We start from the raw sequence: 14,345 nt of genomic DNA on the forward strand, positions 1-14,345 counted from the left end.
TCGACACAACTCAGCATTTCGGCACGAACAAGGAGCGACATGACATCTGAAGCCACCAACCCCGGTAGCGGATCACTGGCCGGGGTGCGCGTCGTCGAGATCGGCGACCACCAGGGCGAGTACTGCGGCCTGGTCCTGGCGGGCCTCGGCGCCGAGGTCGTCAAGATCGAACCACCTGGGGGCAGCGCCACCCGCATGACGGCCCCGTTCGTCGACGACATACCCGATCCCGACCAGTCACTGCACTTCTGGGCCTACAACCGAGGCAAGCGGTCGATCGTCGTCGACCTGGAGACCGACGCGGGCAAGAGCGAGTTCGCGTCCATTCTGCAAACCGCCGACGTCCTCCTCGACTCGACGCCGGTGGAGTTCCTGGCCGGTCACGGCTTCGTCGACGACGACCTGCGAGCCGCCGACCCCCGATTGATCGTCGCCCGGATCACGCCATTCGGCGAGACGGGACCCTACCGCGACTTCGCAGCGTCGGACCTCGTGCACTTGGCGCTGGGCGGCATCGTCATGAACAACGGCTACGACCCCGACCCGAAGTTGCGTTACGACACCCCCCCGATCGCACCGCAACTGGGACACTCCTTCGCCATTGCCGGTGAGCAGATGGCGTTCACCGTGATCGCTGCGCTGAGCACCCGCAACCGCACCGGGCGAGGACAACGACTGTCGTGCGCCATTCACGAGGCGGTGGCCAAGAACACCGAGGGCGACCTGATGTCGTGGGTCGCGCTCCGCACACCGTTCAACCGGCAAACCTGCCGCCACTCCGCGCCCACGGTGTCCCGACATCGGTCCATCTTCAATTCCAAGGATGGCCGGTGGTACCTCGCGATGACACGAAATGCAGCTTTGCTGGGTCCCTTCCTCGGCGAGTGGGGAATCGGCGGCCGCATCAGCGACGGCAGCGACGAAGTCGAGAAGGATTCGCGGGTCCTACCCGGAATGGAGGGCGGCGCCGCCAGCAACATGGACGTCGTCGAACAGACCATGCGACGTTACCTCTACGAGGACGTGCCGTGGCGGGAGGCTCAGGAAGCCGGCCTCATGTGGGTTCCGGTACGCAAACCCCACGAGAACGCCCACGACGAGCATTGGCTGCGTCGCGGGTCCTACACGGACGTCGAACACCCCGAAATCGGCCAGACTCTCCGCTACCCGACGAGCAAATGGATTACCAACGGTGCTGACACCACCGGGGGGACCCGGTGGCTCAAGGGCAGGCGGGCGCCGCTGCTGGACGAGGACCGCGCCACCGTGCTCGCCACCACGACTCGGTCAGCGCCCGTTCACCCGCTTCATCTCCCCGCAGTGGGCGCCGAGAAGCTCACACCGTTCGGCTCCCCCTTCCCGCTGCAGGGGGTCAGGATCCTCGACTTCACCTGGATGTTGGCATCGGCGGGCGCGACGAGATTCCTCGCCGCGCTAGGAGCCGACGTGATCAAGGTCGAGTGGCACAAGAACCTCGATCCACGTCGTGGTGGTGCCCCCGTCGGCGGCCGGGAGGCCCGCGAGGCTGCGACGGGGCCGGTCCCCTCGCGGTGGCCCGCAGATCAAGGCGGCCCCGTGGGTGCGCAGTACAACAACAAGAACCCGGGGAAGCGTGGGATCTCGCTGAACGTCAAACATCCCAAGGGGTTGGAACTGGCGCGGCGGATGGTGGCTGAGTCCAGTCTCGTCACCGAGGGGTTCTCGCCCGGAGTGATGGAGGCGTGGGGGTTGGGTTATGACGTTCTGCGCGACATCAACCCCACGATCATCTACGCCAAGCAGTCCGGGATGGGCAGCAAGGGCATCTACGGACGATTCCGTACGGTGGGCCCCGTGGCGCAGGCCTTCAGCGGTCTCTCGGAGATGAGCGGTCTGGCTGAGCCCTTTCCGCCTGCGGGATGGGGGTATTCCTATCTGGACTGGTACGGCGCCTACAGTTTCGCGCTGGCGCTGCTGGCGGCGATCTACCATCGCGAGACGACCGGGGAGGGACAATGGATCGACGCCTCGCAAAGCGAAGTCGGCCTGTATCTGACCGCGGTTCCCCTTCTTGACTACCAGGTCAACGGTCGCGTGTACCAGCGAGCTGGTAACCGGTCGCCGTACTCCCAGGCTGCCCCCGAAGGTATCTACCGATGCTTGGGCGAGGACCGCTGGATCGCCATCACCTGTCGCAACGACCATGAATGGGCACTGCTCGCGAAGGTCGCCGGCCATCCAGAGTGGCTTGAGCGCACTGAGTTCAGCACCCAGGAGGCTCGCGGTGCACACCGTGTGGAGCTCGACGCGCTGGTGCAGTCGTGGACCCAGCGGTGTGAGCCGTTTACTCTCATGCACCGGTTGCAAGAAGCCGGCATCGCCGCGGGTGTAGCCCAAACTGCGCAGGATCGTGTCGAATACGATCCCCAGTTGCGGCAACTGGACTGGTTGACCGAGCTCGACGCCACCAACTTTGGGCGCTGGCCGGTTGCCGCACCATCGGTGAAACTCAGCGACACACCGCAATACGCCGGTGGACCCGTCGGCCGGGCCGCCGCCGCCTACGGCGAGCACAACCACGAGGTGTACCACGAGGTCCTCGGCCTCAGCGCCGACGAAGTCGACGCCCTGGCCGACGAGGGAGTGATCTGACCGTGAGCGTTCGCGCCACGCCGGGGGCGGTCGGCGGTCGTGTGGCCATCGCGGCGGTGGGCAACACCATTCAGGGCGAGATCCCCGGCATCTCCGCCGACGAACTCGCGGTGGAGGCCCTGCGAATCACGCTGCGCGACAACCGCATCGACAAATCGGAAATCGACGGCCTGATCACCTGCAAGTCGTTTGGTGGATACGGAATCGACACCGACATCGGACGGCTCGCCGGCCTGAACCCGGCCTACAGCGCCACCCTGGACTACGGAACGTGCAACTTCTCCCTGCACCTCGCGTGCGCAGCCATCCAAGCCGGGCTCGCCAGCGTCGTGGCCATCACCTACGGAACGATCCAACGCAGCGCCGGCAACCGGTTCACCGCGCCACTCGGCCGACCCGACGAAGCCTCCGTCTACGGGTTCCTCAACGTGGCCGGCCCCGCCGGGATGGCGTTTCGGCGACATCAGAAGTTGTACGGAACCACCGAAGCCGACCTCGCGGAGATCGCCGTCTCGCAGCGCAGGTACGCCCAGCGCAATCCGCTGGCGATCTTTCAGACACCGCTTAGCGTGCAGGAGTACCTGGACGCACCGTATCTCGTCGAGCCCCTCCGGCGGGCCGACCTGTGCATGATCTCCGACGGTGGGGCGTGCCTGATCGTGGCCGACGCACAGAAGGCCCGGGAGCTCAGCGACCGCCCGGTTTACGTTCAGGGGATCGCGCAGCAGACGGGCCTGCGGGACAAGCAGAACGCCGATCAGTGGTTGCGTCCGTGGATCGGTCAGGTGGCCGAACGCATCTACCCGGCGGCGGGGATCGACCGCGACGCCGTCGACGCCTTGTACATCCAAGACCCGACCAGCGTGTGGGTGATGCAGATGCTGGAATGGTATGGGTTCGTCGAACCCGGCGGCGTCGGCGAGGCGTTCCGCAACGGAGACATCGGCTTTGGCGGCGCGTTGCCCCTCAACACCAACGGTGGTCAACTGTCCGAGGCGTACATGTGGGGCTTCCTGCATCTCTGCGAGCTGGTCCGTCAGATGAGAGGCGACGCCGGTGCGCGGCAGACACCCGACATCCGCACGGCGCAGTATTGCTCGACGTTCGGGATGATGAAGGCCGCGAGCACGATTTTCACCGCGGAGGCTGCATGAGCACCGAATACCCCTATGGCCCGACCGAGGACGATGAGCCGTTCTGGCGGGCGGCGCGGGCCGGGGCGTTGACGCTGCAGCAATGCACGGACTGCGCATACGTACGGTGGCCGGCGGCGGGAGTGTGTCCTGAATGCCTGTCCCGCGCCTCGTCCTGGGTGTCTGTGGAGGGCCGGGGCACATTGTGGAGCTTCGTGGTGTACCACCGCGCCTATGCGCCGGCCTTCAAGGACGACGTGCCCTATGCCGTGGGTCTGGTGGAGCTTGAATGCGGCGCGCGTCTCGTCACCCGCCTGACCGGTGTGCCGCCGGGGGCCGCGGTCGTCGGGGCTCCAGTGGCCGTGCAGTACACCACCGTTGGTGAGCACGGCACGGTTCCGACCTTCGCCGTCGTCGACCCTGCGACTGTCGACGAGAAGGGATCCGCACGTGACCACTGACCCCGGTCGGCTCGACATCCTGGCCGACAAGCTGGAGTTGACCGAATTGGTTGCCCGACTCGCGCGGGCCGTCGACCGCAAGGACCGCGCGGGAATCGTGGCGTGCTACGCGAGGAGGTCCTTCGACGACCACGGCCGATTCCGAGGTAGCGGCGAGGAGTTCGCCGAGTTCATTTGCAACAACCCCGGTTTCACCACTGCGTCCCCCTTCGTCTATCACCTCATGGGTCAGTCGGTGTTCGACGTCGCCGGCGACGAAGCGTTCGGGGAGACCTACTTCGGCTACTGGATGCAAACCGGCTCCGACTCGCTCTACCAGTCCCTCGGCCGATACCTGGACTACTTCGAACGCGTCGACGGGACCTGGCTGCTGGTGTACCGCAGGGTCGTCATGGAATGGGACGGTACGCTGCCGGCGACCAACGCCGTCCCCGGCGGACACCTACGGGGCACCCGAGACGCATCCGATCCGCTGTACCAGCGGCTGAGGTGGCCCACCGATCAGCCGCAGGCCTGAGCATCGGGTAGACGCACCTGCAACGGTGCCAACGGCTCACCGGTGGAATACACGTCGGCGAAGACCGGCACCCCTTCGGCGGCCAACCGGACGTCGGTGGCGTGCCACTGCGTCGGGCCTGCTACGCCGGACCCCGTGTCACCCACGGTGAACGTCGCCAGTTCGACACGGATCGAGCGATCCGCGTCGTCCACGCTGCGCACCGTGAGCCGGCCCGCACCTCCGCACACGTGAATAACCGGGTCCCCGATCCGCACGTACAGCATCCCTCCGTAGGCGACGAAGTGCACCTCTCCGCCGAACTCGTAGGTGTCGACGCCGCCGGCCGCGCCCTTCAGCCGTGCCTGGCGAGGAGGAAACACGAGGTCGTTGGACGCGGTGACAGACGCCCCCTGGTCGACGTAGGCTCGGCCGTCGGGGGTCTTGGCGACGTAGTCGAGGAAACTGTGCTTGATCGCCCACCTCAAGCCGACCAGCGATGCGTCGGGGGCGGCGGGCGCCGCGGGGCTCACCGTGTCGACCCGGCCAGCGCCCAACCGTCTTCGAACGCGATCTGAGCGTCGATGGCTGCATTCCCCACCAGCGCCACGTGATCCTCCACCGACCCCAGAATCAAGGCGTCGGTCGTCGCCCGTTTGAAGTACAGGTGCGGAAGACCCTCCCAGGTGAACCCCAACCCACCGTGGAGTTGAATCGCGCTGGTACTGATCCAGGTGTAGGCCTCCGAGGCCACGACGCGCGCGAGGCTCGCGGCCAGACGGGGGTCGTCGCTGTCGTCGTCGAGAGCCCACGCGGCGTGATAGGTCGCCGTCCGCGCCTGCTCCAACGCCACCAGCATGTTTGCGCAGCGGTGCTTCACGGCTTGAAACGCGCCGATGGGTTGTCCGAATTGCAGGCGAGAACTTACGTGCGCGACCGTGGCGTCCAGCATCCTCTGGGCTCCGCCGACCTGCTCGGCCGCCAGCAGGACCGCCGCGTGCAGCAACGCGCGGGTGCACACCTCGGGAGTCTCGGCCTCGGCGGCCACCAGCGCGCCGGCACACTGGTCGAACACGACGCGGGCCTGGCGTCTCGTGAGATCCATCGTCGACAACGGTTGGCGGGTGACCCCGTCGGAGGTGGCGTCGACGGCAAACAACGCGACGCCGTCGGCGGTGCGGGCCGCGACGAAGAGCGTGTCTGCAACGGACCCGTCCACGACGTGGTCGACGATGCCGCTGAGCGTCCAACCACCGTCGTCGCCGGTGGCGCTCACCTCGACCAACTCGGCGTCGAAAACGCCACGGGGACTGGGCAACGCGAGCGTCGCGATGCGGGCGCCGCTCATAAGCCCGGGCAAGTGCAGATCGCGGACCGCGGCGTCGGACACTGCGCACAGCGTCGGTATCGCCAGGCACAACGTCCCCACCACCGGACCGCACAGCAGCGCGGCACCGAGCTCCTCGACCACACCGGCAGCCATCACCAGCCCCGCGCCGTCACCACCGAACTCCGTGGGCACGGCCAGACCGAGGACACCCAGCTCGGTGCCCAACCGTCGCCACGTCGCACGGTCCACCCCGTCGGCAGACTCCATGGTGTTCCTGACGGCAGTCTCGGGGGACACCTCGTCGCAGAACTGCCGGAGCATGGCCTTCAGCTCGAAAAAGTCCTCGCTGAAGGCGAATTCACGTGTCACGGGGTTCCACCTGCTCCTGGGGTAGTGTCGAATCGATGGGGAGTTCTGTCTGCGTCGCAGCTGTGCTGTCGGGCGTCACGACCGCGGCACGTCGCGCCAGGGCACGCTCTTGTCGCGGCGGAACTCCTGCGGCAGCTTCAAGACGCGCTCTCCGATGACGTTGCGTTGAATCTCCGACGTGCCGCCTTCGATGGTTGTGGCGCGTGAACGCAGATACTTGCGCTGGATGGCAGTGGGACCACTCTCGTCGTCGGGTGCGTCGGGGGAGTAGGTGTCGATGAGGGTGGCCTCCAAGCCCATGAAATCGACGCAAAACTCATAGACGTTCTGGGTCAATTCCGAACCGACGAGCTTGGTGATGGCACTTTCCGGACCCGCCGTTTCGCGGGTGGCCGCTGCCACGCGTACCCGATCGGTGGTGAGGCGGTGCGTCTCGGCCCTGATCCAGAGCCGCGTCAACTTGTCCCGCAGAGCCGGGGTTTGGCGTTCCGGTCGGGAGCGCCACAATGCAAGCGCATCACCGATTGCACCGCCATCGCGCGCCGGCACCCGATCCCCCAGGGACGTGCGTTCGTCGCCCAAGGTGCTGTTGGCCACGATCCATCCAGCGCCGACCTCGCCGAATCGCTGCGTGTCGGGGACGTAGACGTCTTCGAGGAACACCTCGTTGAAGTGGGAGCGTCCGGTGATCTGCCGCAGCGGGCGTACGTCGACTCCGGGTGTGGTCATGTCGACGATGAAATAGGTGATCCCCTTGTGCTTGGGGACGTCGGGATCCGTGCGCGCCAAGAGCACGCCCCATCGCGAGCTGTGAGCCAGGCTGTTCCAGACCTTTTGTCCGGTGACCCGCCACCCGTCGCCGTCGCGGACGGCACGCGTCGACAGGCCCGCCAAGTCCGAACCAGCTCCGGGCTCGCTGAACAGCTGGCACCACTTTTCCTCGCCGGTGGCCAGGGGACGCAACAGCCGCGCGGCGAATTCGGGGGATGCGTAACGCCGTATGGTTCCCGCCACGATTCCGTAGCCGATGGTGTTGACCGTGCGAGGTTCGGGCCCGCCCGCCTCGCGCAGCACCCGGGTCGCGACCGGTTGCAAACTCCGCGGGGCGTCCAAACCGCCCAGACCCACCGGGAAGTGCACCCAGCTCAGCCCGGCGTCGTACCACGCGCCCATCAATTCTGCGACCGGGCTCGACTCGGGGGGATGTGCCGTGACCACCGCGCGGGCGCGATCCGCGATCGACGTGGAGTCGACCTCGGTCGTGGGAGCTGAGCTCGTCATGAGGACCATCCAAGAGGTTCGGAGGAGGTTAGTGGAGACACTTAGCATGGTATAGCATAATTAAGGCCGCCGGTCGCCTCGGCGTCCTAGCCGCTCGCAGCCGATACCCCCGAATTCACGGACATCTCGTGCGGCATCGCCGGTGACGACAGCAGACGGCGAGGAATCGGCAGTGACCCGCCAACTGGCCGAGCTGCACGCCCGCGTGGCCGCGTTGGAAGACGAGAAGGCCGTCACGGAGACGCTCCCGCGGCGACGGCTGGCGCATCCGCGAACGCGTGGTGTCCCTGAAGTGGCACAGGATCGAAACGCTGGTCGACGACCTGGCGTCGATCCGCGGTTCGAGCGTCTGACCCGACGGCGCCGACGCCGGCCGCCCGTACGACCCCTCGACCTTCGCACGGCGGGACGACGGTAACGCGGACACCGCCGTTCTATGGTGATGTAACATAATTTGGCGTGTCGGGCGCGGGTCGCCACGCCACCTGGGTGATCACACCGTCGCCTGGTCGAATCCCCCGTGTGCGCAGGCCCACCGCGCACATGAAGCGAAGTATGGAGGGATCTCATGGACCTGCCCACGGGAGTCTCGCCGCGGCGTCAATACGCCCGCTCGGACGTTCTGGCCATGGCCGAGAAGTACCGCACGTGGGGCGCATGGGGACCCGACGACGACCGCGGGTCGACGAACTACGTCACCGCCGACCGAGTCCGCGCCGCCGCAGAGCTGATCCGCACCGGGGACGTCTTCGCCTTGGGCGCGCCCCTGGACCGGTCCGGCCCCAACCGCGGTCGCAGTGGCAGTGCGCGGGTGAACCCGCAACACGTCATGTACAAGCACGGCGGTGACATGCTCGCCGATTGGGACAACGCCCGCCACGGCATGCAGTCCACCGACGACGGTGTCTACATGCCGTTGCAGGCCGGCACCCAGTGGGACGCGTTCTGTCACGTCTTCTTCGACGGCGAGACCTACAACGGGCACGGCCCGCGCTCGGTCACGAGTAGCGGCGCCACCCGCAACAGCATCACCGAGGTCTCCCAAACCACCACGGGCCGTGGAGTGCTGCTGGACTTCCCGCGGTTCTACGGCGTCGACTGGCTCGAACCCGAACACGCCATTCAGGACGACGACGTCGCGGCGTGCGCCGATCACCAAGGCGTCGAGATCGGGGAGGGCGATTTCGTCCTGGTCCGTACCGGCCACATGAGACACCGACGCTTCGAGGAGTTCTGGGGGGACTACGCCGCGGGCCCGGCGCCGGGGCTGGGGCTGAGCGCCTGCGACTACCTCCTCCCGCGACACGTCGCGGGCATCGCCTCGGACACATGGGGTTTGGAGGTCGTGCCCTGCGAGTCGCTGCCCGAGGTGAAATTCGGCATGCACGTCGTGCTGCTGGTCAACGCCGGCGTCCTGATCGGTGAGATATGGGACCTCGACGACCTGGCCGAGGCGTGTGCGGGCGACGGCCGCTACGACTTCTTCTTGTCCGCTGCCCCGCTCAAGGTGACCGGAGCGGTGGGATCGCCGCTGAACCCGATCGCGGTGCGATGACCACGACGACGCGCACAACTCGGAAAGGGCGCCCCCGTGGCTGAATACGACTTCCTCACCTACGAGGAGCTCGACGCGGGACGTGTCGTACGGATCACCCTGAACAGGCCGCGCTACCGCAACGCTCAATCTCGAAGCCTACTGGTCGAATTGGACGCGGCATTCTTGCGGGCGGAGGCCGACGACGAGGTTCGCGTCGTCATCCTGGCCGGAGCGGGCAAGTCGTTCTCGGCCGGCCACGACATGGGGACTCCACAACGGGCGGTCGAGCGCGAACCCGGCCCGGACCAACACGCCACTTTCGGCATCAACGGCGCCACGCGTTCGGCAACCGAGAAACGGATGATCCAGGAATGGCACCACTACTACCAGAACTCCCTGCGCTGGCGTGATCTCCGCAAGATCACCATCGCCCAAGTCCACGGCGACGTCCTCGCGGCGGGGTTGACCCTGGCATGGGCGTGCGACCTGATCGTCGGCGCGCAGGGCACCACCTTCGCCGATCCGGTCGGCACCCGGTTGGGCATGTGTGGTGTCGAATACTTCGCACACCCTTGGGAATTCGGAGCCCGCAGAACCAAGGAACTCATGCTGACCGGCGGATCGGTGGGTGTCGACGAAGCTCACCGCCTGGGCATGGTCTCGCAGGTCTATCAGTCAGACCAGCTCGCCCAACGCACCGAGGAGTATGCCGTTGAGATTGCGAAGCGACCGACGATGACGGCGCTGCTGATCAAGGAATCGGTCAACCAGACCCAAGACGTCCAGGGCTTCCGCAACGCACTGCAGGCCGCCTTCTCGATTCACCAGGTCAACCATGCGCACTGGGCGGAGTTGCACGGCGACGACGTCGCCCACGCGCTGCCCGACGACGGCGCCGTTCCATGGCGCAGGGACGCGTCGCCGCACACGGGGTCCTAGTACGCGCCACGCAGTCCCCCCGTGTCAACCACTTCCAGCCAGAAAGCCGAACATGCCAACTGAACCCGACGCCAACGTCGTTCCCGACTACGCAGCGCTGATGCGCCTCGACGGGCAGGTGCACGTGGTACTCGGTGCCGGCCAGGGCATCGGATACCAAAGCGCCCATGCACTGTCGGCGTTTGGCGCCACCGTCGTATGCGTCGACCGCGACGGCGACCGCGCCGAGCAAGTCGCCGCCGAGGTCGGCGGCCGGGCGTTGGTCGGTGAGATCACTGACCGCGAGTCGACGGCGCAGATGTTCGCCCACGTCGAACAAGACTTCGGCCGCCTCGACGGCGTCGCCGACATCGTCGGGTTGGCCCGCTACAAGCCGTTGGTGGACCTCACCGACGATGACTGGACCTTTCACTTCGACATCGTGCTCAAACACGCGTACTTGGCGCTGGAGGCGGCGGCACGGGTGTGGGAGAGGACCAAGACCGGCGGCGCGATCGCCTTCGTGGCATCGGTTGCGGGCCTGCAGAGTTCGCCGAACCTCGCCGCCTACGGGGCCATGAAGGCGGCCCTCATGTCGCTGGTGCGCACCTCGGCCGTCGAACTGGGCCCCCTGGGTGTGCGGGTCAACGCGGTGGCCCCCGGCACCGTGCGCACACCACGGGCTCAGGCTAATCCGAAGTGGACCCAGGAGCTGCTGGACGCGAACGTCAAGAAGACCCCCACCGGACGGCTGTCCTACCCGGCCGACGTGGCCTCGGCGCTATTGTTCCTGCTGTCGCCGCTGTCGGCGCAGATCACCGGAACCTCGCTGGTGGTCGACGGCGGCAACATGGTCCTCTTCAACGTGGACACGCCGACCCCCTAGGCGGGAGGCGCCGAGCGCTCGGCGCCTGTGATGCGTGAGCGACCCGACGGCTTTCGCGCGTTGGGCTCGGGCTGACTACAGCGGCGGTCCGCGCCAGGAATCGACGGACACGACCTCCGACAGAGGCCGGCGCGGACCAGGTCGTGCTGGTCGTCGTGACCGCAGTCGCGCCACCGGGAGCAGACATCCCTGGGTGACGGTGTCCGGGATGTCGAGCAGCGACCGTACGGCTGGCTCGTCGAGCAGGTGGATCGTGGTGATGCAACTTCCGTAGCCGCGGCTGCGCAGTGCAAGCTGAAAGTTCCACACCGCCGGGAAGATCGACCCATACAACGTCGCCTGAGTGAACGCGTCGTGACCCTCCGCGACGAGCGGCACGGTCTCGTAGCAGGGGATCACGAGCAACGGCACGCGGGCGAGGTGTCTGGCCAACCAGCCCGCCGAGGAACCAACGCGGTCATCGGGTGAGCTGGCCGCGTCATGCCCAGCAAGTCGTCGACCCTGCAGGCGATCATGGTGGCGGCGGTACAACTCCGCCGGTTCGCGGCGGATCTCCACGTCGGAGACGACGACCCACCGCCATGCCTGATGGTTGGACCCGCTGGGCGCTTGCATGCCGATACGCAAGCAAGTTCGGATGTCGTCGACGTCGACGGCCGCGTCGAGATCGAGCGTCTTGCGAGCCGACCTGGTGGTGGTCAGCAGCTCGTCGACCTCCATCGCGCTACGCCGTTTGACCCGCTATGGAACGCAGAACCTCGTCGGTGTCCTGCCCAGGAGCCGGCGCCCTGAGAGCCGATGTCATCTGCGATGACGAGAACTTCAGCGCCGTGTTGGCCACCTGGACACCGGCGGGCACCCCGACGTCGGACAGGGTGACGCACATGTCCCGTGCGGTCGCCTGCGGATGGTGGAATGCCTCCCCGATGGTGAGCACGCTGGCTCCTGGCAGCTTCATGTCGAAGAACACTTGCTGCCATTGCTCGGCGGTCCGTTCGAGGAACGCCGGACGCACGTTCTCGTAGAGTGCGGCCTCGTGGTCCCGGCGCAACGGCTCGGTGGCGAACCGGGGGTCGTCCTCCCATTCGGGATGGCCCAGGGCGAGGCAAAAGTCGTGCCAGAACTGCGGCGTGATGCAGATGACGAACCAGCCGTCTGCTGCCGTGGGGAAGGCGCCGAAGGGAAGTGAACCGCTCCCGCCGCGGTAGGGCTCGGGCAGGAAGCGACGCCCGACGGTCACCGCCTGAGGGACGCGGTAGGAGAGCAAGGCAACCTGTGCGTCGAGCAGTCCGACGTCGACGACGCGACCCATGCCGGTGCGTCGCTGCAGGCGCACCGCGGCCAATGTTCCCAACGCGGCGAACATGGCGCCGGTGAGTCCGCCGATGGGATTGCCCCATCGCACGGGCGTATCGGGGGTCTGCGGATCCACGGTGATGCTCATGCCGCCGCCGAGGGCTTGGATGGCATTGTCGAAAGCGGGAAACGAGCTCCACGGGCCGGTGTGGCCGAAGCCGGTGATGGAGGTCGAGATGATGCCCGCGTTCACCTCGCTAAGGCTGGCGTTGTCGATTCCCAGTTTGCTGAGGACTCCGGGACGGTAGTTGTCCAGCACGACGTCGGCCCTGCGGACCAATTCCGAGAACAGCGACTTGCCCTCAGTGGTCTTGAGATCGGCGACGACGCTTTTCTTGCCGCGATTGAGGCCGGCTCGAAAGGACGCTTCCCTGGTGAGATCGGGATACGGTTCGATGATCTGCCCGACGGGACGGTCGACTCGTATGACGTCGGCGCCCAGGTCGGCGAGCAGCTGGGCGGCGAAGCACTTGCTCGGCTCGTCGCCGTTGAGTTCGAGTACCGACAAGCCAGCCAGCGGCGGCAGCGCGGCCTCGACCTCCGCCGGCCGCACCTCCGTGGCCCGTGCATGGGGTTGCAGCGGGGCGGCGTTGATGCCGCTGGGCGCGAAGACGACGCCGTCATCGTGCAGGCGCGCGATGTCGTCGTGTGTCATCCCCAGCACGTCGCGCAGCACCATCGCGGTGTCGGCGCCGCACGGGCTGGGAGCGCGCCACATGTCGGATCGCGCAAAGCTCAAGGGGTCACCGGCAACGGTCGCCCGGCGCCCGTCGGCGTCCTCGATGGCGACGGCCATCCCGCGGGCGAGCACCTGGGGGTGACGGAAGACGTCGGCGACGTCGGTGACCTTGCCGCACACGACCCCGGCGTTCATCAGGTCGTGTTGCCAATCGTCGGCAGTCCTGGTCAGGAAGATCTGCTGCAGCAACGCAATCAACTCGTCGCGATGGGCGTAACGCGCTGCGCCCGTGCGGAACCGTTCGTCGTCGGCCATGTCGGGTCGCCGGAACACCTCACAAGCCGACTTCCACATACGCTGACTTATGCAGGTCGCGATCCACCCCTCGCGGCACTGGAAGTTGCCAAACGGCACGGTCCCCTGCCCGCCCTCGAATGGCGCGGGCAGCGGCTCTTGGCCGAAGGTGAGCGCCTGCGGCACACGGTAGGTGTTCAGAGCCAGCATGACGTCGAGCATGGAGACGTCGACGTGCTGACCCGCCCCGGTGCGGTCGCGATGGATTGTCGCGGCGACGACTCCGATGGCGGTGTAGATGCCGGCGAACAGGTCGCCGATGGGGATGCCCCACCGCACGGGCGATCCTTCCGGCGACAACCGGGTGTAGTTCATCGTCCCGCACATCGCCTGCACGATGGGGTCGTAGGCTGGCATGTCCGCCCACGGTCCGTTGGCGCCGAACCCGGTCAGCGAGCAGGTGATGACCGAGGGATTGTGGGCGAGCAGCGACGCGCGGTCGATGCCGAGGCGCTTGGTGACTCCAGGTCGGAAGTTGTCGCACACCACGTCGGCGTCGGCGACCAGGCGGTGGAACAGCTCGCGCCCCGCCGGACTCTTGAGGTCGATGCTCACCGAGCGCTTGTTGCGGTTGAGCCCCCAGCTGAAGGCCTCGTCCACCGCAAGCTGACGGGCCGGCCGCACCTGGTGGGCGTCGTGATGCGGGACCGGCTCCACGCGAATCACCTCGGCACCGAGGTCGGCCATCAACAACGAGCCGAACGGTCCGGAGACGACGCGGCACAGGTCCAAGATCCGCACGCCCTGCAAGGGAGCAGTTTCGCCGCGCGCGGGGGTGAGTTCGCCCATGGTGTCAACCTTAGTGGCAAGTGGTGTAGTTACACAACTAAACGACTGGTGTGAGCTCACTGTCGTAGACGCGGCGCGGACAAGATCGCGGACATGGGGATTCACCAAAACGAGCGTTACACATG

The 14,345-nt window shown here is 66.8% G+C and carries 12 protein-coding genes; 7 read left to right on the forward strand and 5 right to left on the reverse strand.

Annotation, left to right across the window (positions count from 1 at the left end; all coding sequences use genetic code 11):
• Nucleotides 1-39 precede the first annotated feature (39 nt).
• From G6N60_RS27285 to G6N60_RS27300, 4 genes are read left to right on the forward strand one after another with little or no spacing between them, the layout of a single operon-like run.
• Nucleotides 40-2,631: a CaiB/BaiF CoA-transferase family protein gene (locus tag G6N60_RS27285; RefSeq protein ID WP_163744688.1), complete on the forward strand. Its 2,592-nt coding sequence runs from the start codon at nucleotides 40-42 to the stop codon at nucleotides 2,629-2,631.
• 2 nt (nucleotides 2,632-2,633) lie between these two features.
• Nucleotides 2,634-3,785, forward strand: a complete 1,152-nt coding sequence (locus G6N60_RS27290) for a thiolase family protein (RefSeq protein ID WP_163744690.1) — start codon at nucleotides 2,634-2,636, stop codon at nucleotides 3,783-3,785.
• The gene (locus G6N60_RS27295) at nucleotides 3,782-4,225 is read left to right on the forward strand and encodes a Zn-ribbon domain-containing OB-fold protein (RefSeq protein WP_163744692.1); all 444 of its coding nucleotides are present in this window, start codon (nucleotides 3,782-3,784) and stop codon (nucleotides 4,223-4,225) included. The genes G6N60_RS27290 and G6N60_RS27295 overlap by 4 nt, the downstream gene beginning before the upstream one ends.
• Nucleotides 4,215-4,742: a nuclear transport factor 2 family protein gene (locus G6N60_RS27300; RefSeq protein WP_163744695.1), complete on the forward strand. Its 528-nt coding sequence runs from the start codon at nucleotides 4,215-4,217 to the stop codon at nucleotides 4,740-4,742. The genes G6N60_RS27295 and G6N60_RS27300 overlap by 11 nt, the downstream gene beginning before the upstream one ends.
• Here the strand turns inward: G6N60_RS27300 and G6N60_RS27305 are convergent.
• The 3 genes from G6N60_RS27305 to G6N60_RS27315 all read right to left on the reverse strand — a co-directional run bounded on the left by G6N60_RS27305 (nucleotide 4,727) and on the right by G6N60_RS27315 (nucleotide 7,701).
• Nucleotides 4,727-5,254: an HtaA domain-containing protein gene (locus G6N60_RS27305; protein ID WP_163744697.1), complete on the reverse strand. Its 528-nt coding sequence runs from the start codon at nucleotides 5,252-5,254 to the stop codon at nucleotides 4,727-4,729. The genes G6N60_RS27300 and G6N60_RS27305 overlap by 16 nt on opposite strands.
• Entirely contained in the window at nucleotides 5,251-6,420 is a 1,170-nt protein-coding gene (locus G6N60_RS27310) for an acyl-CoA dehydrogenase family protein (RefSeq protein WP_163744699.1), read from the reverse strand. Before G6N60_RS27310 ends, G6N60_RS27305 begins: the two co-directional genes overlap by 4 nt.
• 75 nt (nucleotides 6,421-6,495) lie before the next feature.
• Nucleotides 6,496-7,701, reverse strand: a complete 1,206-nt coding sequence (locus tag G6N60_RS27315; protein ID WP_163744701.1) for an acyl-CoA dehydrogenase family protein — start codon at nucleotides 7,699-7,701, stop codon at nucleotides 6,496-6,498.
• Nucleotides 7,702-8,269: 568 nt separating this feature from the next.
• Between G6N60_RS27315 and G6N60_RS27320 the strand changes: the two genes are divergently transcribed.
• Genes G6N60_RS27320 through G6N60_RS27330 form a run of 3 tightly spaced genes read left to right on the forward strand, consistent with a single transcriptional unit; the run spans nucleotide 8,270 to nucleotide 11,042 of the window.
• Entirely contained in the window at nucleotides 8,270-9,256 is a 987-nt protein-coding gene (locus G6N60_RS27320) for a cyclase family protein (protein ID WP_163744703.1), read from the forward strand.
• A 36-nt stretch (nucleotides 9,257-9,292) separates the two neighbouring features.
• On the forward strand, nucleotides 9,293-10,177 hold the full coding sequence (locus G6N60_RS27325; RefSeq protein ID WP_163744705.1) for an enoyl-CoA hydratase: 885 nt from the start codon (nucleotides 9,293-9,295) through the stop codon (nucleotides 10,175-10,177).
• A gap of 52 nt (nucleotides 10,178-10,229) precedes the next feature.
• Nucleotides 10,230-11,042 (forward strand): SDR family NAD(P)-dependent oxidoreductase, encoded by an 813-nt coding sequence (locus tag G6N60_RS27330; RefSeq protein ID WP_163744707.1) that lies wholly within the window; start codon nucleotides 10,230-10,232, stop codon nucleotides 11,040-11,042.
• A gap of 75 nt (nucleotides 11,043-11,117) precedes the next feature.
• On the opposite strand, the gene G6N60_RS27335 is transcribed toward G6N60_RS27330, so the two are convergent.
• On the reverse strand, nucleotides 11,118-11,762 hold the full coding sequence (locus G6N60_RS27335) for a nitroreductase family protein (protein WP_163744709.1): 645 nt from the start codon (nucleotides 11,760-11,762) through the stop codon (nucleotides 11,118-11,120).
• Between the two features lie 4 nt (nucleotides 11,763-11,766).
• Nucleotides 11,767-14,220, reverse strand: a complete 2,454-nt coding sequence (locus G6N60_RS27340; protein ID WP_163744711.1) for a CaiB/BaiF CoA transferase family protein — start codon at nucleotides 14,218-14,220, stop codon at nucleotides 11,767-11,769.
• Nucleotides 14,221-14,345: the final 125 nt, after the last annotated feature.

Origin of the sequence: Mycolicibacterium madagascariense, assembly GCF_010729665.1 — a bacterium.
Lineage (GTDB): Bacteria > Actinomycetota > Actinomycetes > Mycobacteriales > Mycobacteriaceae > Mycobacterium > Mycobacterium madagascariense.

Coding starts and splice junctions, on each gene's coding strand:
- G6N60_RS27285 (WP_163744688.1), top strand. CDS start 40: ATGACATCTGAAGCCACCAACCCCGGTAGCGGATCACTGGCCGGGGTG.
- G6N60_RS27320 (WP_163744703.1), top strand. CDS start 8,270: ATGGACCTGCCCACGGGAGTCTCGCCGCGGCGTCAATACGCCCGCTCG.
- G6N60_RS27335 (WP_163744709.1), bottom strand. CDS start 11,762: ATGGAGGTCGACGAGCTGCTGACCACCACCAGGTCGGCTCGCAAGACG.
- G6N60_RS27295 (WP_163744692.1), top strand. CDS start 3,782: ATGAGCACCGAATACCCCTATGGCCCGACCGAGGACGATGAGCCGTTC.
- G6N60_RS27340 (WP_163744711.1), bottom strand. CDS start 14,220: ATGGGCGAACTCACCCCCGCGCGCGGCGAAACTGCTCCCTTGCAGGGC.
- G6N60_RS27330 (WP_163744707.1), top strand. CDS start 10,230: ATGCCAACTGAACCCGACGCCAACGTCGTTCCCGACTACGCAGCGCTG.
- G6N60_RS27315 (WP_163744701.1), bottom strand. CDS start 7,701: ATGACGAGCTCAGCTCCCACGACCGAGGTCGACTCCACGTCGATCGCG.